This window comes from Ideonella sp. FW305-24, assembly GCF_058788035.1.
Window position 1 is genome coordinate 619890 of the sequence record NZ_JBYTAI010000003.1, and the last position, 21924, is coordinate 641813.

The window sequence follows — 21924 nt, forward strand, 5'->3', positions numbered from 1 at the left end:
GGTGTCTCCTTCGTGTTGTGCGCGGGAACTTCCCGCGCGTTGATGAAGCGATTTGGAGAGGGGCGCGCGCCTCACGGTCGGGCGTCGAAGTCGTAGCTCAGCCCGACGAAGATGCCGCGCGGCGTGCCTGGCCCGACGAAGGTGCTGTTCTGCCATTCGCTGGAGTTGTAGTTCCAGCCGCTGGCGCCGATGGCGCCGTTCACCGAGGGGGCGAAGGGGTTCACGCCCAGCCGGCCGGCCGAGGCGTAGCCGCGGTCGAAGAGGTTGGTGACCTGCAGGAACACGCTGGTGCGGCGGTTGATCTGGTAGCTGGCGTCGAGGTTGAACACCGCGTAGCCGCCCAGCCGGCCCGAGTTGGCAAAGGGCCGGCCGACCGGCACCAGGTCCTGCTGGTAGCCGGTCGCAGCGCACTGCGCCGGCTGGCAGGAAAACAGGCCGGTCTCCTGGTCGCTGCCGCTGGCTTGATGCCGGTTGTTTTCGTTGCCTCGCACATAGGTCGACGAACGAAACTGCATGCCGAGGCCCAGCTTCAGACCCTCGCCGGCGCGCCAGCGGGACTGCAGGTTCAGCGTGTGCAACGGGATGCCGGGCATGCGGTCGCCCGGCTTGACCAAAATCGTGCGGTAGGTGCCGAGGCCGCTGTTGTCACCGGCCGTCGGCGAGGGCAGGTAGACGATGCCGCCGCTGGCGATGCCCTGCGAGTTCTGGTTGAAGTCGGCGCTGCTGTTGTGCGGGCTGGTGACGTAGAACGGGCTCTGGAAAGTGGCCTCGGTATGGGCGTAGTCGACGCTCAGCTCAAAAGGCCCGGCGCTGCCCTTGAGCCCCAGCTCCGCGCCTTGCCGGCGGGTCTTGCCAATGGTGTCGAAGAAGCTGCGGCCATCGGCCACGCCGACGTAGTAGATGTCGTCGTGCAGGTCGGTGCGGAACAGGCTGAGGTTCCACTGCAGGTTGGCTGTGGCCTGGCTGAACTGGCCACGCGCGCCCAGTTCGCCCGAGAGCGAGCGGATCTGCGGCAGGTAGGGGTCGCCGGACAGCGTGGTCGGCAGGTTGCAGCCCGGCCCGCGCAGGCTGCGCGCAATCGTGCCGCCTTCCGGGTGAGTGGGGTCTATGGACACGGGCGTGTCGTCGAAGGCGCAACCCAGCTCCACCACTGAGGGCACGCGTGCACCGCGGCTCAGGTTGGCGAACATGTTCAGGCCGGCAGCAGGACGCCAGTTCATGCCCAGTGCGGGGTTGAACGAGCGGTAGTCGAAGCTCTCTTCGGTGTTGCTGGTCGAGAAGACGTACTTGTCCAGGTTCTTGTTGTTCACCCGCAGCTCGTGCAGCGCGACGTTGCCCTCGGACGATCGCACCAGCAAGTGGTTGCTGACGCGGGTGAAGTTGTAGCGGGCCGACGAGGTCAGCGTGAACTCGGGGGCTGGTGTCCAGGTGTCGCTGAAGTAGAGGCTGCCGGTGGTGGAATGCCCGGAGAAGTCGTTGCCCGGCACGTCGTTGGCTGCGGCGTAGTACTGGTCGCCAATCGCGTCGGGATCGGAGTAAACGTTGTGGGAGGCGTCGATCAGCCCCAGGCGCTGCGTCAACTCGTAGCGGGTGCTGTTGTGGTCGACCGAAGCCCCGACCATCGCGGCGTGGGTCTTGAGGTTCCAGTTGAGCTGGCCGGCGGCACCCGTCGTGGTCTGGTCGAGATGCGTCCTGCTGATCAGCCCGATGGGTGTGCCCGCGATCACGCCGCTGCCGGCACTGAACGGGTCACTCGCACCGTTGCGGCCGACGACGATGGCCTCGCTGCCGGGCGGCGCGGCCACCTTGTCGTAGGTGATGCTCATGTCCTCGAAGCCTTCGTAGACATCGCCGTTGAAGCCGTGGCGGCTGCTGGTGCGCCGGTAGACGCGGCCGGTGAGGCTGGTCGTGTCAGAGAGGTCGTAGATGCCCGAGACGGTGAGTTGCAGCAGCTTGTTCCGCGCTTCGTCGGGCGAGGTGTAGACGCTCTCGGGGCGTTGGCGATAGAGCTCGGAGGGGATCAGGCCATTGCCCACCAGGGTGTTGTTCGATGCGAGCACAGTCCCGGTCAGGGTGCCCGACGGCACGGAAACGTCGCCGCGACCGAACAACTGCGCCACGCGCGAAGGCGACGCGTCCCGCCAGCCGTCTTCGTGAAACAGATTGAGTGCAGCGAAGCCGGCGAGGCCGTCATCGTTGGCGCCGCCCGAAAGCTGCATCTGGCGGCGGCCCCAGGACCCGCCCAGCACAGAGGCTTCGACGCCGGGCGCCGAGTAGCCGCTCTTGCTGTGTACCGCGATCGCGCCTCCCAGCGTGTTGAGACCGAAGAGTGGGTTCGAACCTGGAAAAAGATCGAAACGCTCGATGGCATTGAGGGGAATCAGGTCCCAGTTGACGACGTCGCCAAAGGGCTCGTTGACGCGAACGCCGTCGAAAAAGACCGAGAGACCCTGCGGCGTGCCGATTTGCGGGCTGGCCGTGAAGCCGCGGTAGTTCACGTCCACCTGGAAGGGGTTGCCGGCGTAGTCGTTGATGTTGACGCCCTGCATCTCCCGGTTCATGTAGTCGCCAATGTTCAGCGCACGCGAGTCACGGATCTCGGTGCGGGTGGCACTTTGAACGTTAGCCGGAATCTGGTCCTTGGAGACGCCTGAGCCAGGCAGAGGGCCAATGTCGACCGGGCGCTGGCCGCGGATCAGGACGATTTGCGCGGGGGTCGCAGAAGCAGCCGCGTCCGGCGGAGCAGCTGTCTGCTGCGCGACCGCGATGCTGCACCCGGCAATGAGTCCAACCGCCACCAACTTCTGGACAGGCCGATACGGTAAAGCACCGCTCTGAACGTGCATGTGAATGAACCCATTTCGATGGCGTGTTCGCGACCGCGTTGCGGCCATGGCAGAGCTTGAGGCGAGCCGTATTGCCTCCTCGAACCTCGTTGTGATCGCGTCCTGATTTCACGGCAGGCATTGCTTTGCATTGCCGCCTTGATGCAACGATATGAGCCAGTACACAGAAAGCATTGGGAAAATTTCCCGCTCACTGGTCGGTGGATTCCCTACGGGCTTCCTGATCCTGCGAGTACAGCTTTTTCCGGCGCACGCAGTGCGCGCGCAAGAGCACGTGCCGAGCGCACGGAGAGATGTCGAACGCCATCCTGAGGAACGCGATGGCCGCGTGCATCAAGGCGACCGCCAGAATGCGGCCTCACAGACACAGGGCGCTGTCGAGCGTTGGCGAGTTGGCAATTCCGGGGACGCGCCGGGAATCCAACATCGCAGTGGCGATGGTGCGGGGGCCACATGACCGGCATGTGGCAGAGACAGTGAGTTCGATCGCCGGCGACCAGTGACGGCAATCGCTGCGGAGCGGCCACGGCCAGGGGGCCAAACCAACGGCACCGTGAGGCACCGGCTTTCGTCATCGACCGGCACTGGACCCCAGGTTCACATGAAATTGCGCGTGTGCAGCGCCGCCAGCCGCTCGGCCTCTTCGTTGGCGAAGCCCAGGCGGGTCAGGCGGGCGCGGCGGCCGGTGGCCATGTCGGCCTGCAGGCGCGAGACGGCCTGGTGGCCGCGGGCGACGGCGGCGGGTGTGAGGCTGCCGGAGGCGATCACGACCAGCGAGTCGAAGACCTCTTCGTTCAGGCCTGTTGTGTGGGCCAGCGCGTCGTAGCGCTGCTCCACGGCATTGCGCAGGCTGTCGCGAAACTCGGGCTGCGCGGCCAGGCGGTGTTCCAGGTGGGCCATGCCAAAGGCCACGTGGCGGGCCTCGTCGCGCGCGGCCAGGCGGGCGATCTGGCGGGTCACCGGGTCGGGCGCGTGTTCGTGCAGGAAGTTCAGCAGGTTGACGAAGCTGCCCTCGCCGAGCACTGCCAGCAGGAAGCTGGCAATCGAGAAATCAGGCACCCCAAACAGCGTTTGCAGCGAAGCCTGGCTGCCGGCGGTGGACAGCCCGGGCTCTGCGCCACGCAGCGTGGCGCGGCGGGTGAACACTTCCACGTGCCGGGCTTCGTCTGCGCACTGCAGCGCCAGCAGCTGCATCACCTCGCGGTAGTGCGGGTGGATCTGGCCGAGGTAGCGCGCGGGCACCAGCAGGGCCGCGTTCTCGTTCTCGATCAGGTAGGTCATGACCTGCACAACCGCGGCTTCCAGCTCGGGTGCCAGGCTGAATTCGGCCTGCCAGTCCACGGCGGTCTCAGGGTCCCACTGCGCCGCAGCAGCTTGCCGGTAGAGCTCGCCGGCGCTGGCGGCCCAGAGCTCGTCGCGCTGGCGAAGGGCGAAGTCGAACACCGGGCTGCCAGCCTCGACCTTCGCGCCGCGCGCGGCCAGGCCCCAGCTTGGCGGGGCTTCGGCCGCGGGCATCTGGCCCGGCGGCAGCTGCGCGTGGCCGGTGTGCTGCGCGTCGCGCCAGCGGCCTTCGGCCTGCACGTTGCGGGTGAGCACTGCAGCGGCAACGGCACCGCTGCCGTCGGTCTCGAAGCGCACGGCATGGCCCACGCTGCGGCACCACGCGGCCAGGTGCAGGTCCCATTCGGGCGCACGGCCGATGACGCGCAGCTCGCCGCCCAGTGGCACCCGGGCCAGCGCGCGCCGCAACAGCAGCAGCGCACCCCGGTCCAGGCCCAGCGCCTCAATATCGATAGTCAACGGGGAGGATGCGGCCATCGGCACTGTAGAACTGTTCGTCATCCACACCCCGCGCCAGCAGGTCGTAGCCGCTGGTGCGGCCAACCCGCCACTCGCGCAGGCCTTCCAGCTCCAGCAGCGGGCGAACCTGCGGGTCGTCCCAGCGCATGGCCAGCAGCAGCGCGGTGAAGCGTTCGATCAGCTCGGCCGGCGCGCCGGGGCTGGTGGTGAAGTTGCAATGGTCGTAAAGGCCGGTGCGGGCCAGCACGCGGGTGCTGCCGGACGGCAGCGTGCCATCCAGCCCGAAGGCCAGGTGGTTGCCGTCGATCAGGCAGCAGGCGTCCACCTCGCCGGCCATCAAGGCCTTGGCAGCATCGCGCTCACCGCCGATGTGGTCGCCATGCTTGCCGCCCAGCACGTCGAAGCGGCGCACCGTGAAGTCGCGCCCGCCGACCAGGCCGGCCTGGCGCAAGTGGTCCAGCGGGATCAAGGTGGCCTGCGGCGAATCGATGGCGCCCACGCCCAGCGTCTTGCCACGCAGGTCGGCCAGTTGCTGCAGCGGGCTGTCGGCCTTCACGACGATGACCGAGCGCAGGTCGCAGTCGGTGTCGCGCATGGCAATGGCCTGCACATCCAGCCCACGGCTGGCGGCGATGCGGTGGGCCCGCACCCAGGCCAGCGGCGAGTTCCAGGCCAGGTGGATGCTGCCGTCGAACTGGGCCTCGACCTGGCGCTCGTAATTCGAATACAGCAGGTAGTCGAAGCTGAGGCCGTGCTGCGCGAAGAAGGCCTTGAAGCCTTCCCAGATGGTGACCACCTTGGGCGCGTAGGCCACGGCGCCCATCACCAGTGTTGTCGCTGGGTTGGTCGTTGCACTCATGCCGGCGCTCCTCAGAACAGCGGCAGGCCGGTGATGGCCTTGCCGATGAAGTCGTAGGCCACGTCGGAGGTGGGGCCCATCACGCTGGCGGCCCGTGCGTCACGGAACAGGCGCTCGATGCCGGCTTCCTTGCGGAAGGCCGCACCGCCGCACACGCGCATCGCGATGTCGGTCACCTCCAGCGCGGTCTCGGCGGCGGCGGCCTTCACTTCCAGCACGCGCAGCATGGTGTCGGGCCGGCTGGTGGCAATCGCGTCCAGCGTGTCCTTCAGCAGCGCCTGGGCCATGTCGGTCTTGATGCGGGCGCGGGCCAGGTAGGCGCGAATGGTCGGCAGGTCGGCCAGCGAGCTGTCCAGGTGCAGGTGGCGGGTGCCGCTCACATGGGTGATGGCGCGCGACAGGGCACCTTCCATCAGGCCGGTGGAGCAGGCTGCGCTGAGCGTGGAGAACCAGGGCAGCACCACGCCCATCATCGCGTCGAAGCCCTTGCCGTCTTCGCCCAGCCGGTCGTCTGCCGAGACGGCCACGCCGGTGGCGGTGATCGGCGTGGAGGCGTTGCCGCGCAGGCCCAGGCCGTCGTAGCCGGACTGCTGGCTTAAGGCCGCCAGCTTGGCGCCCACCAGCCACAGCGTGCTGGCGCCCTCGGCTGCCAGCGGCTTGCTGGACCAGACGTAGCTGTCGGCCTCGAAGGCCGAGGTGACCCAGCTCTTGCGCGCGTCCAGGATCACCTGAGCGCCATTGGCCCGGGCGGTGCCGGTAGGTGCCCAGAAATGGCTGCGCGAATCGGCCTCGGAGAAGGCCAGCGTGGTCAGGTGCTTGCCCTGGGCAATGGCCTGACGCACCGGCAGCTTGCCGAAGGATTCCAGCACCACCGCGCCGCAGTAGTGCATGCACACCACCATGGCGGTGGACGGGCAGGCCTGCGCGATGCGGCTCACCACCTCGGCTGCTTCACGCAGCCCCAGGCCCAGCCCACCCACCTCGGTGGCCGAGACCAGCCCCAACAGGCCTGCCTCGCCCAACGCACTGATCGCCTCTCGCGGGAAACGTCCCTCTCGGTCCGTCTGCACGGCGCGTGGCTCGATGATGCCAGTGACGATGGGGGTGAGGGTTTCGACGAAGGTCATGGTGAGCGGAAGAAGTGGAGCCCGCATTGTCGTCAATGACGGGACCAACCACTGCGGGAAATTCCTTCGTGCAAAGGGTGAACAGGACGCTGCGGTGGATGCCGCTGGTGCATCGGTCCGGAGGCTGCTACGATGTAGTTAATTAGCCAATTAGCGAAATAACAAAGTCATGCAGGAAGAGAACGTGTTTGCGGCGCTGGCGTCCACGCCGCGCCGGAAGATCCTGGCTTACCTTTCAGAAGCTTCGTTGACCGCCGGCGAAATCGCCGAGCGTTTCGAGATGACCAAGCCGTCGCTTTCCAAGCACTTGCGCGTCCTCGAGCACGCAGGCCTGGTGAAGAGCGAAAAGCGCGGCCAGTTCGTTCACTACAGCCTGGCCGACGACAACATGCTGGGCAAGCTGCACGACTTCGTCGCGGCCTTCTGCCCTGTCGGCGGGCCGCTCAAGAAGGAAAGCGCTGCGCTGGCCAAGGCCAGGAAGCGCACCGCCACCTGACAACCCCGACGCTGCCGTCGTGAAAACTGAGCGAACACCGCATTGGAGGAAGAAGCCATGACCGCATCGCTTGCACTGCCGCCCGGCGCCGCCCGCAGGAAAACTGTGCAGACGGCAACGTTTCCCTCCGTGACCTTGCCCACCGGCCCCGGCCGAGTTCCGGTCGAGGTGAGCCTGGTCGCCCAGCTCGGTCCTGGTGCTGGCACCAAGCTGTTTTTCCAGGCACTGGCCCGACAGCAACGGCATGCCAGGTTTGTCGACGAACTGGACGAACCTTCGGCCAAGCTGGGCAGCACAGACTTCGCCAAAGGCGACGCCACGGCGCTCTACTCGTTTGGCGTCGGTCACGGCGGCCATCCTTTCCATCGGCATGCAGGCCATCGCGTGTTCACTGCCATCTCCGGCAGTGGCGGCGCCCAGCTCCGGTTTTCAAGCGCGACACCTGCGGAGCTGGCGCAAGACCCGGAAAGCTTCTTGCGCGCCTTGCGCCATGTGAACGTGCCGCCGGATTGCCTGTTCACGGTTCGGTTCTCCGGCGAGACCTGGCATCAGTTCGCGCCGCTGCATGCCCACCTGGGCCACCCCGCATTCTTCGCGCTGTCCACGCACACCAATGAACTGGGCGGAGCGCTGTCGGACGCAATGCGGCAGCAGGTGCTGGCAGACCAGGGCGACATTCCGTCGCTGACCGAACTGCTGCCGGCAGCGATCGCGCAGTTGCTGAACGCAGCACAACCCAAGCCGGGCGAAGTGCCCACCATAGCCCTGTCCCTGCACGACAGGCCGGGCAGCCTGCTGGAGGCAGCATGCAAGCGCTACCGCTCCGGGGTCGGCCACCTGCACCGTTTGCGCGCGGGCTTCTGGACCCGACCCGGTTTCGTCAGCACGCTGCATCCTGCGCGGGTGTTGGAGGCCCAAGAGCTCGCCTGCCATTCCCTGTTGCGCCACGAACTCACCGACCGAACCGTCCATCACCAGGACAGCTTCTCGATGCTCGTGCCCGCACCTGAGCCGGCGGCCTTCGATGCCAGCCAATGGCTGGCCGCCTTGCTCGATGGCTTCCTGGACAACCCGCCGCTCGGGGTCTCTCGGTTGATGACGATCCGAAACGCCCTGGTCCGCCCTCTCAAGCTGAGGACCTCGCCGCTGGGCTGCCCGGTCTCGTCACTGCTGGCACCCACGACGCATGCGCGCTTCGCCGAACGCTTTCCAGTCCGCGCTCAACAGATCAGCCCTGACGGGCGGCTGGCACAGGTCATCCTCGGGGCCGACGACAGGCACCTGATGTTCCGCAGCTGTGCGAGCGTGCGCCTGCTGGACAACGGCGCCATCGAGTTTTCGCTGGCGACGCGCGTGGCCTGCAAGAACCTGTTCGGCAGGCTCTACATGGCCGCCATCGCGGCCACGCATCGCCAATACATTGCGCCAACGATGCTGGCGCATGCGGTGACGTCAGCGCTGGGGCAGCGGACGCATCCGGCCCCTGGCTGACACCCCGCTGAAGCCCCGCCGGCGCCGTTCAGCGCACTTCGGTGACGAACTGATCGAGCGGCCGGCGAACCTTCGTCAGGTTGACCAGCCAGTCGCCTTCAGCCTGGCGGTAGCCCAGCGGCAGGATCACCGCGCTGCGCAGGCCGCGCGCGCGCAGGCCGAGGATCTCGTCGAGCTTGTCCGGATCGAAACCTTCCATCGGCGTGGCGTCCACCTTTTCCTCGGCAGCGGCGATCACCGCGGCGCTGAAGGCGATGTAGGCCTGGCGCGCGGCGTGCTGGAAGTTGACTTCCGCGGGGCGCTGCGGGTAGGTGTTGAGCAACTGCTGGCGGTAGTTCTCCCAGCCTTCGTTGCGGGCGCCGCGGACCTCGTTCGTCAGGTCGAACATGTGGTTGATGCGGTCGGCGGTGTAGTTGTCCCAGGCGGCGAACACCAGCAGATGCGAGCCGTCGGTGATCTGCGCCTGGTTCCAGGCGATCTCGCGGATGCGGGCGCGAACCTCGGGATTGGTCACCGAGATGATTTCGAACGGCTGCAGACCGCTGGAGGTCGGCGCCAGGCGCGCGGCTTCGATGATGCGATCGACCTTGTCCTGCGGCACGGCGCGGGACGGGTCCATCTTCTTGGAGGCATAGCGCCAGGTGAGCAGTTCGATGAGGTTCATGGCCTGAAGAGGAGAGTGGTGTTTTTGAATTCTCCGCCCTCCGGGAAAGAGCCGTTGGCAGCACGAATGCCCGGGTTGTGTTAGTCCGCCAGGCGCAGCAGCGCTTCCTTGGCGGACGGGAAGACGGGGTCGATGCGCAGCGCGTGCTGGTAGCTTTCGCGGGCCAGGGCTTTGTTGCCCTGGGCCAGGTAGGCAGCGCCAAGGCTGTCCCAGGTGTTGGCGGCATTCGGGTAGAGCGCGGTGTTGAGCTTGAGCACGGCCAGGCCTGTGTCCACTTGACGCTGCGTGACCAGGTTCATGCCGACCTCATTGAGGTAGCTCTCTTTGCCGGCATCATCCTTGGCGTCCCGAAGCGCCTGGTAGGCCTTCAGCGCGGCCTCGTATTCACCGGCCAGCAGCAGCTCGCGCGGCAGGCGCTCGCCGTCGCGCAGGCGCGGCAGCCGCTCGGTCTTTCCTTCCGGGCCATGCAGCAGCAGGGCTTGCGCGCCATCGGTGCCCAGCTCGAAGCTGCGTTCGCGCGGCTGCTCGCGCTGCAGGTAGCGGTTGGCGCCAATGGTCACCAGCTCGCTGCTCGGCAGGCCGGCAAAGCCCAGTTGCAGGCGGTTGCCGTCACGGGTCACCACGGCCACCTGCTCACCGTTGACGCGGTAACGCCCGGGCGCGCTGGCCAGCGCCTGGGCGCTGGTGGACAGGGCTGCATGGGCTTTCACGCCGGGCCAGCCATAGGCAAAGGCGACGGCTTGCTGCAGCTCGCTCATCAAGGCGGGCTGGTTGGCGTTGATCATCACCACCACGCCCTGGCCACTGGTCTGGCTGCCGATGAGCATCGTGCAGAAGCCTTCGTCCCAGCCGCCGTGGGCGAAGTATTTCTGGCCGTCGAAATCCGGCATGCCCAGGCCCAGGCCGTAGCCGCTGCCCAGGCGCGGCGTGAGCATGTCCTGCGCCAGCGCGGCAGACACCCGAGGGCTCTGGCCTTTGAGCGCCTGCTGGATTTCGATCACGAACCTGGCCAGGTCTTGCGAGGTGGTCCACAGTCCGGCCGCGGCCATTTCGGGATAGGTGTTGCGCTTGCCGGTGAGCGCGCTGCCGTCGGGCAACACGCCTGCGGCGGCGCGCGGCAGTTGCGCGGCCGGCAGGGGGTTGCTGAAGCTGCTGTCCACCATGCCCAGCGGGCCCAGCACGCGTTGCTGCATCAGCACCGGGAAGCTCTGCTGGGCCACGTCGGCCATCAGCAGCTGGGCCACGGTGTAGCCGCCGCCGGAGTAGCGCCAGGCGCTGCCGGGCAGCTGGTCGACCCGCACTGGCGCGGAGTTGGCGGGCGGTGCGCCATTGAGGATGGCCACGGTGTCCGGGAACGGCGTGCCCGCCGTGTAGCCGTTGAAGCCATGCACCGTGAGCCCACCGGTGTGGCTGAGCAGGTGGGCCAGCGTCACCGGCACCTTGTCGGTGAATTCGTTGGCCGGGATCTGCCAGGATTTCAGCCGCGCATTGACCGGCTGCTGCAGGCTCAGTTCACCGGCTTGCACCATGCTGAGCGCCCCGTAGGCCGCCACCGGTTTGCTGACCGAGCCGGCCAGCAGCAGGGTGCTGGCCGTCATCGGTGTGCCGGCCTCCCGGTCCGCCAAGCCGTAGGTGCGGGTCCAGGCGATGCTGCCGTTGTTGACCACCGTGAGGGTGACGCCCGGCACGCCGTAGTGCCGCATGCGTTCGGCCAGCGACCACGGCTTGTCTCCCTCGAAGCTCACCGGCGGACGCAGGCCGTTTTCGACGGCGGCCACCTTGGCCGCCACATCCTCGGCGGCCCAGACCGGGTGGGCACCGGCCGCGAACACGGCGCTCAACAAGGCGGCCGATAGGCGGGGCAAGGTCATCGGGGGCGTTGCAGGCATGGTGATGCGCGAGGGGTTGGTGTTGATCTGGACGAGCTTAGCGACACCCCCTGGCGTACAGGCGCGCTTGCGACGAACGGCCGCATGGGCGGACCAGCTGCAGCGGCGTGCGATCAACATCGGCTGCAGCGCGGGCGATTGCCCGGGATCACGCTTGGGGAGTGGCGTTGTCCCTCGCTTGTGCCCCTCCGGCACAGGCCTATGCTGGCCAGCTCATCATGCGAGCCCGCCCGGCTCGCCACGGCAGGAGACAAGGCCATGGGTCGCATTGCAGCAGCTGTTCTCTCGCAACTTTCTGCGCCCCGCCCTGCGCGCGCTGTGGCGCACGGTCTCCTGGTCGCGGGCCTGTGCCTGGGCATGCAGGCGCTGGCGGCAGAGTTTCCGGCCGGCCAGGTCACTCTGCTCCCGCTGCCGGCAGGTGCGCTCCAGGGCAGCGGCGTGGGCTTGAACGACTGGGGGCTGGTGGCGGGCACCAGCGGCGCGGGCGGCGCTTCGCCTGTGCATGCCACGCTCTGGCAGCACGGCGTGTCCATCGTGCTGCCCGGCCTCAGCAACCAGGGCTACGCGACGGCCAACGATGCCAACGAGCGCGGCTGGGTGGTGGGCGTCAGCGTCGCGGCCAACGGCGACCCGCATGCCACGCTGTGGCGCCGCGGCAGCATCGGCTACCACGCGCAAGACCTGGGCACGCAAGGCACCGGCCGCTACAGCACGGCGGTCGCCGTCAACGCCGACGGCCTGGTGGCCGGCTACAGCACCTTCGTGGTGACCAACACGCTGGACGCCCGCGCCACCGTCTGGCCCGCAGGCGGCCAGGCGGTGGACCTGGGCACGCTGGGCGGCAGCTTCAGCAGCGCCTACGGGCTGAACCGCGCCGGCCAGGTGGTGGGCGCCAGCGCCACGGCAAACAACAGCGCCATCCACGCCGTGCTCTGGCGAGACGGCAACATGCTGGACCTCGGACCCGGCTACGCCAACCAGATCAACGACAGCGGCCACATCGTCGGCATGGACGATGCCAGCCGGGCTGTCCGCTGGCTGCCAGATGGCACGCGGGTTTTGCTCGGCACGCTGGGCGGCAGCTTCAGCAGCGGCGCGGCCGTCAACAACGCCGGCCAGATCGCCGGCTGGGCCAGCATTCCCAGCGACACGCTGTTCCACGCCGTCTACTGGCAGGACGACGTGGCCGTGGACCTGAACGACTTCCTGGATGACGAGGCCCGCGCCGACGGCTGGTACCTCAGCTATGCCACCGGCATCAACGTCGCAGGCCTGGTCACCGGCGCCGCGTTCCGCGCCGGCACGGCAGAAATGCGGCCCTTCGTGGTGAAGCTGCCGAGGGCTGCGGGGCGGTGAAGCCGGGCGTGACAACCTAGGCGGATTCTTCGGGGGCCGCCAATTCGGCGCTGGCAGCCCGGGCCATGCGGGCGGTCATCCAGAAGGTGCTGCCGGCGCCGCAGACGCTTCGCACGCCAACATCGCCGCCCATCAACTTGGCCAGCCGCTTGCAGATCACCAGCCCCAATCCGCTGCCACCGTGGCGGCGGGTGAACGATTCATCGACCTGGGAGAACGCGCGAAACAGGCCGGCCTGCTGGTCCTCGGTGAGGCCGACGCCTTCGTCCGCGACTTCCAGCCGGAGCAACACGCTGCTGTGATCGCTTTCGGTGACTTGCGCACTCACGCGCACATGGCCACGCTCGGAAAACTTGATCGCGTTGCCAATGAAATTCAGCAGCACCTGTCCGAGACGCGAAGCGTCACCCACAAGAAGACCGGAAGTCGCCGGATCGAGTTCGCAGAAGATCGTCAAGCCCTTGGCCTGCGCCTGAGGGGTCAGGAACAGCACGGTTTCCTCGATGGTTTGCTTGGGCGAAAACGGGCGCTGCTGCAGCGTCAGCTGGCCGGCTTCGATGCGGGAGATGTCGAGCACGTCGTTGATGATGTTCAGCAGGTGCCGGGACGCCCGTGCGCCCATCTTCAGCCAATGGATCTGCTGCACATCGTGGGCCCTCAGCAGCGCCAGGTCCGTCATGCCCATGATGCCGTTCAAGGGTGTGCGCAGCTCGTGGCTCATGTTGGCCAGGAAGATGCTCTTGGCCCGGCTGGCCGCTTCGGCAGCGTCCCTCGCCTCGGCAAGCTCCGAGGTTCGTGAGAAAACGGTTTGTTCGAGGTCCCGGCGATGCTGCGCAAGCTCGCCCAGCGCCGCCTCGGTCTGGCGGTGGGCGCGGTGCAGCGCACCGTTCAGCACGCTGATCAGGACGCCAGCCAGAAGCACGAAGAAGAGCTGCCAGCGCTCGATGGCGGAGTTGACTGCAAAGCTGTGGATTGGCGGCAGCAGGAAATAACAGGCCGCGAAAAACGACAGCAAGGTCGACAGCAGACCGGCCCGCATGCCCCCAAGGTAGGCGCTCAGCATGATGGGCATGGCAAACAGGATCAGGGTGGGTTGTCCGCCCAGCTCCTCCTCCAGTGCCATTCGCGCTGCGAGGGTCGCCGCCGTCGAGGCAACCGAGACTCCATACGCCTGCCAGGGCGCGATCATGCCGCTGTACAAAGCGCCCGCCTCCGGACGCCATCGATCTCGCAGGTGGGCCATGGTCTCGCTGACGGTCATGGTTTGCGCTTGCAGCCGCCCGCACAGGCACCCGCCTGCAAGGTGAATGCGACAAACTTGATCACGAAGCAGTCTGCCCCATTGCGTGCTGGACGCGGGCTGCATGACCCTGCTGGTGAAATACCCGCCCGGAAGCTGCGGGCTCGTCCGCAACGGTCGTGAACCACCCTTCCTACCTGAAGTCCCGGCTCGTCGTGCTCTCGGCCAGCCTGCCCAGCATCGGGCTCAGGTCCTCGGCATAGGCAATGATCAGGTTGCAGACATCGCCCTCGCGCTGCCAGTGGCCATAGAGCATCAGCAGGCGGGCGCGCAGCAGCGGGATGCGGAAGCGTTCCCGTTGGCGTTGCCAGCAGATGGCTTGCACGACGCCGGTTTCGTCTTCCAGGGAGACGAAGATGGTGCCGTGGGCGGTGGGCGGCTGCTGGCGGGTGGTGACGATGCCGGCGTAGCGCACTGCGTCGCCGTCGACCTTGTGGCTCAGCATTTCGGCGGTCAGCAGGCGGCGCTTGTTGAGCTGGGGGCGCAGCAGTTCCAGTGGGTGACGGCGCAGCGTGAGGCCGGTGCTGGCGTAGTCGAAGACGATGTCTTCGCCCTCGGGCGCGGCAGGCAATTCCAGCTTTTCTTCTTCGACGGGTGCGGGCTGCAGCAGGGCCGGTGGGCGGCGCAGCGCGGCAGCGTCCCAGACCTGCTGGCGGCGATGGCCGGCGAGCGAGGCGAGCGCGTCGGCACCAGCCAGCAGACGCAGTTCGCCCTGCTCGAGCGCGGCGCGGCGCGCGAGGTCGCCGGTGCTGGTGAACGGGCCGTCCTGCAGGCGGGATTGCTCGATGCGGAGCGCCACCTCTTCCGGCAGGCCCCCGACGCGGTGCAGCCCCATGCGCACCGCAGGCGCCTGGATGTCGCCCTCCAGCCGGGTTTCGAAGCCGCTGTGCTGCACGTCCACAGGCAAGACCTTCACGTCGTGTCGGCGCGCGTCCTGCACCAGTTGTGACGCGGAATAAAAACCCATGGGCTGGGAGTTCAGCAGGCCGGTCAGGAACTCCGCCGGGTAATGGCATTTGAGCCAGCTGCTGGCATAGACCAGCAGCGCAAACGACACCGCGTGGCTCTCCGGGAAGCCGTAGGAGCTGAAGCCCTTGATCTGCTCGAAGACGCCTTCGGCAAAGTCCAGCGGCAGGCCCTTGGCCAGCATGCCGCCGATCAGGCGGTCCCTGTATTTCCCGACGTCGCCATGACGCTTCCAGGCAGCCATCGCGCGGCGCAGGCCATCGGCCTCGCCGGGGCTGAAGCCGGCGCCGAGGATGGCGATCTGCATGCACTGCTCCTGGAAGATCGGGATGCCCAGCGTGCGGTGCAGCGCGTCTTTCAGCAGGTCGCCGCCCGGCGTCTCGAAGCTCAGCGAGGAGTCTTCGCGCCGCTGCTGGCGGCGCTTCAGATACGGGTGCACCGCGCCGCCCTGGATCGGCCCCGGCCGCACCAGCGCCACCTCCACCACCAGGTCGTAGAAGTTCTCCGGCCGCAGGCGCGGCAGCATGCTCATCTGCGCGCGGCTTTCGATCTGGAAGACGCCGACGGTGTCGGCCTTGCAGATCATCTCGTAGGTGGGCTGGTCGCCTTGCGGGATCTTGTAGATCTCCAGCGTTTCGCCGAGGCGCCGGCTCACCATGTCCAACGTGCGGCGGATGGCGCTGAGCATGCCCAGGGCCAGCACGTCGACCTTCATCAGGCCCAGCGCGTCGAGGTCGTCCTTGTCCCATTGGACGACGGTGCGGTCCTTCATGGCCGCGTTTTCGATCGGCACCAGGCGCGAGAGCGCGCCACTGGTCAGCACGAAGCCGCCGGTGTGCTGCGAGAGGTGGCGCGGGAAGCCCATGACCTGGGTGCTGAGCTGCAGCCACTGGCGCACCGCCAGATCGGTGGTGTCGATGCCGGCTTCCTGCAGGCGGGCGCGCTGGGTCTGGGCCTGGGCGCTGCCGTCGTCGCTTTGCCAGTCGTCCCAGTGGTGCAGGTTGCTGGTGAGCTTCTCGATGGTGGCCAGCGGAATGCCCACGGCCTTGCCCACGTCGCGCAGCGCGCTGCGCGGGCGGTAGCTGATCACCGTGGCGGTGAGTGCGGCGCGGTCGCGGCCGTACTTCTCGTAGAGGTGCTGCATGACCTCTTCGCGGCGCTGGTGCTCGAAGTCCACGTCGATGTCCGGCGGCTCGCCGCGCTCCCGGCTGATGAAGCGCTCGAACAGCATCTTCAGGTCGGCCGGGTTGGCTTCGGTGATGCCCAGGCAGAAGCAGACCATGCTGTTGGCGGCGCTGCCGCGGCCCTGGCAAAGGATGCCTTTGCTGCGGGCGAAGGCGACGATCTCGCCCACGGTCAGGAAGTAGTGCTCGTACTGGAGTTCGGCGATCAGCTTCAGCTCGTGTTCGATGAGCTTGCGGTGCTCGTTCTTCAGTCCTTCCGGGAACCGCCGGGCGACGCCTTCATAGGTGAGTTGCCGCAGGTACTGTGCCGCGGTGAGGGCCTTGGGAATGAACTCATCGGGATAGGTGTACTTCAATTCGGTGAGTTCGAATTCGCACTTGGCCGCCACCACCAGCGTCTGCGCCAAAAGGTCTGGCGGGCAGCTCAGGCCCAGCCGGGTGCGCGAGCGCAGGTGGCGCTCGGCATTGGGCTGCAGGTCCAGGCCGCACTCGGTCAGCGGCGTGTTCAGGCGGATGGCGGTGAGGACATCCTGCAGCGGCTTGCGCGAGCGCACGTGCATGTGCACGTCACCGGCGGCCACCAGCGGGATCTCGGTCTGCGCGGACCATTCGCGCATCTTCAGCAGCCAGCTTTCATCGTCTGCCAGGCGCAGCAGGTGCACCGCGAACCAGCAGTTGCCGGTGAAGTGGCGCAGCAGCCAGCGGCCGATGGCCAAGCCTTGCTCGGGCGTGCTGTCGCGCGCCGGCGCGGCCAGCACCACGCAGTCCGCCAGCTCGCCGCGTTTCAAGTCCTCCGGGACGGCGCGGTAGTGGCCCTTGGGGCTGCTGCGGCGCAGCCGGGTGATGTACTGGGTGAGGTTGCCGTAGCCGCGCAGGTTGCAGGCCAGCACCACCAGCGTGAAAGGCCAAGGGCCACCAAACTGGAACTGGCTGCCGATGATGAGGTGCCTGAATTCGAGCTCCTTGGCCTGCTCATGCGCCCGAACAACGCCAGCCACCGAGCATTCATCGGTGATGGCCAGCGCCGCATAGCCCAACTGGTGGGCGCGCGCCACCATCTCCTTGGGCTGGCTCGCGCCGCGCAGGAAGCTGAAGCTGGTCGCGCACTGCAGCTCGGCGTAGGCAGGGAGTTGCCGGGTGCTCATGGTTTAGAAGAAGCCATGGAGGAACCAGTTGAACTCGCCTTGCTGCCGCGTCTGGAACAGCCACAGCAGGCCGGCGCGGTCGCTCCAGGCAACCCAGTAGTCGCGCCTGGCCTGGCGGGTGTGGGCCGCGTCGCCCTGGCCGGTGCGGTCCCACCAGCCGGCATCCACGCGGTTGGGGCCCATCAGCAACAACAACGGGCCCTGGTAGGTGGGCTTGTTGTGATGCATGGCCAGCGGCAGCGGCGCGGCCAGCAGCCAGGCCGGTTGCGGCAGCGGCGAGATGCGGGCCCGGCCGCGCGGCAGGGGCGCCACTGCGCTGACCCATTGCTGCGTGCATTCAGGCCGGTGGTCCTCGCGCAGCAGCGGGCGGCTGACACGCGCCTCGCCCAGCCGCGCCGCCAGCCGTTCCAGTACGGGTGTGAGGGCCTCGGCCTGCTGCACGGCGTCCGGCAACAGCGAGCCGCTGGGCGGGGCGATGGGCGCCAGCGTCTGCACGCTGAGCGCGAGGTCGGACACCGGTGCGGCCAGCGTGAGGTGCTGCAGGTGCTCGGCCAGCAGGCGGGTGAGGTGGTTCGGGTCGCGCGTGGGCTGGGCGGTGCGCAGCTGCAGCTCGCCATGGGCCTCGACGTCGCGCGCGCGCATCGAGTCGTGCGACCAGTGCAGCGTGCAGGCGCTCACGCCCAGGTGGCGCGCGGCCAGCCAGCCGCAGAGCTGCAGCAGCAGGCGGCGCGCGCCACCCATCAGCGCAGGCGCCTGGTCCACCCGCTGCATCAACTCGATGCGGGCGCGGAAGCTGGCCGGCAGCGCCTGCCAGGCATGCACCTCGGGCTGCACGCCGTAGGCCTGGTCCAGCGCCTGCAGCATGGCCGCATCGAACCGGCGGGCCAGGCCGCTGCGCGGCAGGCGACGCACATCCCCCAGGCGCGGGCAGCCGATCTGCGCCAGCGTCAGCGCATGCGGGCGCAGCGCGCTGAGCGTGGCCACCGGCAGCGGGTCCAGCCGTTCGGCCAGCGGCTGCGCAGTGGTTTGCTGCACGCCGGCGCGAGCCAGCGCCAGCGCGGCCAGTCCGGTTCCGGCCCAGCCCACGGCCTGCGCGCCCATTTCGCGCGCACCCGCTCGAACGCGCAAGCGCAGCGCCCGCTGGCCACCAAACAGGCGCAGGCTGCCGGCCACTTCCATCAGCACCGCCTCGCCATCGGCCAGCGCCACGCGCGGCGTGAACTGCAGCGCCCACTGCGCCAAGCCCTGCAGCGCTTCAGCTTGGCGGCGCAGTTGTTCCTCCGCGGGAATGGGCGTGCCAACGGGCTCGCGCGAGCGCGGCGGCGCGGGCGCGAGCGGCGCGGCAGCGGAGGGGGCAGAAGCGGCAGCAGTCGCTGCCTCCGCCCTGCCCGCCTCGCCACCGGGCTCATCCGCCTCGAACGCCTGCGGCGGCGGCAACAGCAGCGCGGCCCAGAGCATGGACATGCGCATCGGCAGGCTCCTCGTCACACAACAGCGAAGCGGCGGACAGCACACCGGGCTCAGCCAGCACACCGGCCGCGGCCACGCCGGCCGGCACGCTGCCCGGGCGCTGCGGCCACAGCAGATGCGGCTGCCGCAACCGCGGCGTGAGCAGCCCGGCCATCGCGGCCGGCACGGCAGGCAGCGAGAGCCAGCCCTCGTGCTGCGGACCGCGGCGCTTGAGCACCCGCACCGCCAGCGACCAGTCCTCACCCGGCCGCACCAGCAGCCGCAGCGGGGCGGCCGAAGCCTGCTCGGCCGCGCGCTCATGGCGGCACAGGAAGGCCGGGCCTTCGTGGCCCAGCGCGGCCACCTGCAGGCGGCGCATCTGCTCCGGCCTGGCCTGCGGCAGCCAGGCCAGCAGCGCGCCGCAGGCATTGGCCTTGAGCAGCTGCTCGGCGCTCCACAGGCGCTCGGCGCTGGTCTCGGCCTGTATCCAGACCAGCTGCCGCTCGTCCAGCCCAGCCTGGCGCCAGCCGGCCAGGTGCGGGGCCAATGCAAGGCGGCCCTGCATCGGCGTGCCGACCAGCACCACCGGCTTGCCCGCAGCCGTGATGCGCTGCAGCGCAGGCGCCAGCAGCCGGCACTCCAGCACGCCTTCGAGGGGCTGCAGCAGCTCGGTCAAGCCATGGCCGGGCCAGCCGCCACCGGGCAGTTCACCGTCCAGCGCGGCATGGCCGCTGGGCCAATTGCTGGCCGGTGCGCGGGCCCATTCGCTGCCGCGCCAGAGGGTGTCCAGCGGGTTGGGCTTGTCGCTTGCGGCCGGCCGCGCGGCCGCCGAAGGGCCATCGTCTTCCGGCTCGGGCAAGGCCCGCAGGACAAATTCTTCGAGGGCGGCGGCTGGCATCAGGGAAAAACCGGAGGGGCTTGGGCGGGAAGGCTGGAAACACCCGCGAACGGCAGGCGGTGTCAAAACACTGTACACGCATCCAGTATCAAGAAGCGAATTCCCGACCTCGGCGGCGGTGATGGATCGCACGGCCAAGCGCCTGACCGGGTGGGTCAGTAAGCGGCTTGCCAGGCCCGCCAGCTGCGTCTCCGCCAGGGCAAAACCATGCCCCCGGAGCACGAGTTGCGACTGGGCACATCCCTCGGGAAGACACCTGGAAAAGAAATAGCACGGTCGTTCTGTAATGCGCTCCACCACGCCAAAAGGCACAGCGTCCAGCAATCTCAGACGTCGCTCCAGAGCGTGGAATCCCAAACCCGGTTGGAGACACGCATGAAGAAACTGTTCACCCCCGCCCTGGCCAAAGGCCTGATCGCCACCGCCTGCCTCTGCGCCACGGCGCTGCCTCACGCAGTGCAAGCCGCCGACACCTACACCCAGACCAAGTACCCCATCGTGCTGGTGCACGGCCTGTTCGGCTTCGACGCCATCGGCCCGATCGACTACTGGTATGGCATCGTCTCGCCGCTGCAGTCTGGCGGCGCCAAGGTCATCGTCTCGCAGGTCTCGGCGGCCAATTCGACCGAGGTGCGTGGCGAGCAACTGCTGTCCGAAATCAAGCGCTACCAGGCCAGCTACGGCTACCAGAAGTTCAACCTGATCGGCCACAGCCATGGCGGCCCGACGGTGCGCTACGTGGCCGCCGTCGCGCCCAGCCTGGTCGCCTCCATTACCAGCGTGGGCGGTCCGCACACCGGCAGCCCGGTGGCCGACGACATCAAGGCCGGCACCACCGCCACCGGCACCACGGCATGGGTGGCCGCGGTGTTCGACGCTTTTGCCGCCGTCATCAGCCTGCTCTCGGGCAACCCGGGCATGCCACAGGACTCGGAAGCGGCGATGAACTCACTGACCACCGCCGGCAGCGCCGCCTTCAACGCCAAGTACCCGGCCGGCCAGCCCACCAGCAGCTGTGGCTCAGGCCCTGAGCTGGTGAACGGCGTGCGCTACTACTCGGTGGGCGGCAACTGGGTGCTGACCAACCCGCTGGACATCAGCGACGCGCTGCTGGCGCTGACCTCCGTCAGCTTCAAGGGCAGCGCCAGCGACGGCCTGGTCGGCCAGTGTTCCTCGCACTGGGGCACGGTGCTGAAGGACAACTACAGCTGGAACCACCTGGACGAGATCAACCAGGCCTTCGGCCTGCGCGGCCTGTTCTCGCAAGACCCGGTGGCCTTCTACCGCGGCCAGGCCAACCGGCTGAAGACCGCAGGGCTGTGAGCATGGCTTCGACGCTGCGCAGGCCGCTGGTCGCGGGGCTGCTGGCCGCCGGGGCCGGCGCGGCGCTGGTGCTCGCGCTGCATGCCGGCCAGGACGGTGCGGGCGCCGTGTCGTCCGGCACGCGGCAGGACAGCGCGGTGCCGCTGCGCGTGGCGCCGAACTCGCCGGTGCCGCTGGCCGACGCCGCCAGCGGCGCACCGCGCAGCATCGAGGCCTTGCGGCAGGCCCTGTACGTGCACGGCCCGCTGCGCAACAGCCATCCCGACGGTGGCTGGGCAGTGGACGGCGGCGGCACGCTGAAGCCCGACATCGGCCTGCGCCGCCGCTTCGACCACCTGCTCAGCGCGATGGGCGATGCCTCGCTGCCCGAGCTGGGCCTGCTGCTGCAGGACCAGGCCGGCCGCGAGCTGCCGCCCGCCGCGGTGGCCGAGGTCATGCGCCTGTGGCAGCGCTACCTGGACCTGCAGCAGCGCAGCTTTGCCCACAACGCCGACCTGCGCGACGTGAGCACCTGGCAGCCCGCGCTGGACGAGCGCATGCGCGTGCGCCGCGAGCTGCTGGGCCCCGCCTGGGCCGATGCGTTCTACGCCGACGAAGAAGCCCAGCTGCGCAGCCACATCGCCTCGCGCACGGGCCAGCCCGGCAGCGTGGCGGACAACGACTCACCCGCGGATCTGCGCGTGCCCGACGTGGCCCGCCCGCCCAGGCCCGGCGAAGACCCGCAGCTGGTGTTCCAGCGCCGCCAGGCCGCACTGGGCCTGGAAGCGGCGCAACGCCTGCAGCAGCTGGACGAAGAGGAAACCCGCTGGGCCAGCCGCATTGCCCAGGCGCGGGCCCAGGTGCAAAGCCTGAGCCAGGCGCCGGAGCTTTCGGCACCACAGCGCAGCGAGGCGATTGCGCGTTATGTGGAAAGCAACTTCAGCGCGGACGAACGCCTGCGGGCGCAGGCGGTGCTGGGCCTGAATCCGGTACGCTGAACCGGGCCGCGAAGCCGGGCCCCCACTCCCGCAGGCCAGCGCCGGGCCGCTCCCAAGCGGCCTGCGCAACCCGCCCGGCGGGTGGCTTCGTGTACTCGCGAAGCCGGGTGCGCCATTCACTCGCCGAGGTAAGCAGCGCGAACTTTGGGATCGT

General features: G+C 68.5%; 15 protein-coding genes. 5 read left to right on the forward strand and 10 right to left on the reverse strand.

The window, feature by feature from the left end; all coding sequences use genetic code 11:
• Window positions 1-71: 71 nt before the first annotated feature.
• The 4 genes from AC3WR5_RS11810 to AC3WR5_RS11825 form a co-directional block, all read right to left on the reverse strand.
• A complete protein-coding gene (locus tag AC3WR5_RS11810) occupies window positions 72-2798 on the reverse strand; it encodes a TonB-dependent receptor (protein ID WP_492484533.1) in 2727 nt (908 codons plus the stop codon).
• A 645-nt stretch (window positions 2799-3443) separates the two neighbouring features.
• Window positions 3444-4646 (reverse strand): ferritin-like domain-containing protein, encoded by a 1203-nt coding sequence (locus AC3WR5_RS11815; protein ID WP_492484535.1) that lies wholly within the window; start codon window positions 4644-4646, stop codon window positions 3444-3446.
• On the reverse strand, window positions 4630-5505 hold the full coding sequence (locus tag AC3WR5_RS11820; protein WP_492484537.1) for a phosphate/phosphite/phosphonate ABC transporter substrate-binding protein: 876 nt from the start codon (window positions 5503-5505) through the stop codon (window positions 4630-4632). The genes AC3WR5_RS11815 and AC3WR5_RS11820 overlap by 17 nt, the downstream gene beginning before the upstream one ends.
• A gap of 11 nt (window positions 5506-5516) precedes the next feature.
• On the reverse strand, window positions 5517-6632 hold the full coding sequence (locus tag AC3WR5_RS11825) for an acyl-CoA dehydrogenase family protein (RefSeq protein WP_492484539.1): 1116 nt from the start codon (window positions 6630-6632) through the stop codon (window positions 5517-5519).
• Window positions 6633-6801: 169 nt separating this feature from the next.
• Between AC3WR5_RS11825 and AC3WR5_RS11830 the strand changes: the two genes are divergently transcribed.
• Both AC3WR5_RS11830 and AC3WR5_RS11835 read left to right on the forward strand, forming a co-directional pair.
• Window positions 6802-7128, forward strand: a complete 327-nt coding sequence (locus tag AC3WR5_RS11830; RefSeq protein WP_492484541.1) for a metalloregulator ArsR/SmtB family transcription factor — start codon at window positions 6802-6804, stop codon at window positions 7126-7128.
• A gap of 57 nt (window positions 7129-7185) precedes the next feature.
• On the forward strand, window positions 7186-8619 hold the full coding sequence (locus AC3WR5_RS11835; protein ID WP_492484543.1) for a DUF2867 domain-containing protein: 1434 nt from the start codon (window positions 7186-7188) through the stop codon (window positions 8617-8619).
• Window positions 8620-8647: 28 nt separating this feature from the next.
• Here the strand turns inward: AC3WR5_RS11835 and AC3WR5_RS11840 are convergent, their stop codons facing one another.
• Window positions 8648-9283 carry an NAD(P)H-dependent oxidoreductase gene (locus AC3WR5_RS11840; RefSeq protein ID WP_141289589.1) on the reverse strand — a complete coding sequence of 212 codons (636 nt, stop codon included), beginning with the start codon at window positions 9281-9283 and terminating at the stop codon, window positions 8648-8650.
• A gap of 80 nt (window positions 9284-9363) precedes the next feature.
• The gene (locus AC3WR5_RS11845; protein ID WP_492484545.1) at window positions 9364-11154 is read right to left on the reverse strand and encodes a serine hydrolase domain-containing protein; all 1791 of its coding nucleotides are present in this window, start codon (window positions 11152-11154) and stop codon (window positions 9364-9366) included.
• A 336-nt stretch (window positions 11155-11490) separates the two neighbouring features.
• Between AC3WR5_RS11845 and AC3WR5_RS11850 the strand changes: the two genes are divergently transcribed.
• A complete protein-coding gene (locus AC3WR5_RS11850) occupies window positions 11491-12528 on the forward strand; it encodes a hypothetical protein (protein ID WP_492484547.1) in 1038 nt (345 codons plus the stop codon).
• 16 nt (window positions 12529-12544) lie between these two features.
• Here the strand turns inward: AC3WR5_RS11850 and AC3WR5_RS11855 are convergent, their stop codons facing one another.
• The 4 genes from AC3WR5_RS11855 to imuA form a co-directional block, all read right to left on the reverse strand.
• Window positions 12545-13894, reverse strand: a complete 1350-nt coding sequence (locus AC3WR5_RS11855; protein ID WP_492484549.1) for a DUF4118 domain-containing protein — start codon at window positions 13892-13894, stop codon at window positions 12545-12547.
• A 67-nt stretch (window positions 13895-13961) separates the two neighbouring features.
• Window positions 13962-17123: an error-prone DNA polymerase gene (locus tag AC3WR5_RS11860; RefSeq protein WP_492484551.1), complete on the reverse strand. Its 3162-nt coding sequence runs from the start codon at window positions 17121-17123 to the stop codon at window positions 13962-13964.
• 3 nt (window positions 17124-17126) lie between these two features.
• The gene (locus AC3WR5_RS11865; RefSeq protein WP_492484553.1) at window positions 17127-18593 is read right to left on the reverse strand and encodes a Y-family DNA polymerase; all 1467 of its coding nucleotides are present in this window, start codon (window positions 18591-18593) and stop codon (window positions 17127-17129) included.
• Window positions 18529-19470, reverse strand: a complete 942-nt coding sequence (imuA, locus tag AC3WR5_RS11870) for a translesion DNA synthesis-associated protein ImuA (protein WP_492484555.1) — start codon at window positions 19468-19470, stop codon at window positions 18529-18531. Before imuA ends, AC3WR5_RS11865 begins: the two co-directional genes overlap by 65 nt.
• A 375-nt stretch (window positions 19471-19845) precedes the next feature.
• Between imuA and AC3WR5_RS11875 the strand changes: the two genes are divergently transcribed.
• Together AC3WR5_RS11875 and AC3WR5_RS11880 are read left to right on the forward strand one after the other, a co-directional pair.
• On the forward strand, window positions 19846-20793 hold the full coding sequence (locus AC3WR5_RS11875) for an esterase/lipase family protein (RefSeq protein WP_492484557.1): 948 nt from the start codon (window positions 19846-19848) through the stop codon (window positions 20791-20793).
• A gap of 2 nt (window positions 20794-20795) precedes the next feature.
• Window positions 20796-21770 (forward strand): lipase secretion chaperone, encoded by a 975-nt coding sequence (locus tag AC3WR5_RS11880; RefSeq protein ID WP_492484559.1) that lies wholly within the window; start codon window positions 20796-20798, stop codon window positions 21768-21770.
• Window positions 21771-21924 lie beyond the last annotated feature (154 nt).